Annotated in this window: 1 pseudogene; it reads left to right on the top strand. The window is 47.8% G+C overall.

The window, feature by feature from the left end:
* Nucleotides 1-290 (top strand): annotated as a pseudogene (locus ACLRGG_RS21050) (hypothetical protein); the annotation flags it as partial.
* Between the last annotated feature and the right edge of the window lie 164 nt (nucleotides 291-454).

Raw genomic sequence — 454 nt, 5'->3', positions numbered from 1 at the left:
CCCCCCCCCCCCCCCCCCCTTTCAAAAAAAAAAACGACACACTAGATATGAGAACCAGTCTCGTGGGCTCGGAGATGTGTATAAGAGACAGGCAGGAGTTTTATCAAGTAGCATTCCGCAAAAAACTGTATGGCGAACTTGATACATTACAGTCAGATCTTGATGAATGGCTGGTTCACTATAATAATGAGCGAACCCATCAGGGGAAAATGTGCTGTGGCCGGACGCCAATGGAAACGTTACTTGATGGAAAACACATCTGGGCTGAGAAAAATTTAAACCAGATGTAATCTGACGGACACCTGTATAAATAACCGGTAACTGTCAGATCAGGTCTGAGCTAATACAACTGTCTCTTATACACATCTCCGAGCCCACGAGACTGGTTCTCATATCTAGTGTGTCTTTTTTTTTTTTGAAAGGGGGGGGGGGGGGGGGGGGGGGGGGGGGGGGG

It is taken from the genome of Erwinia sp. PPS120 (assembly GCF_047918655.1).
GTDB lineage: Bacteria > Pseudomonadota > Gammaproteobacteria > Enterobacterales > Enterobacteriaceae > Erwinia > Erwinia tasmaniensis_A.
This window is presented reverse-complemented; position numbering and strand designations above follow the sequence as displayed.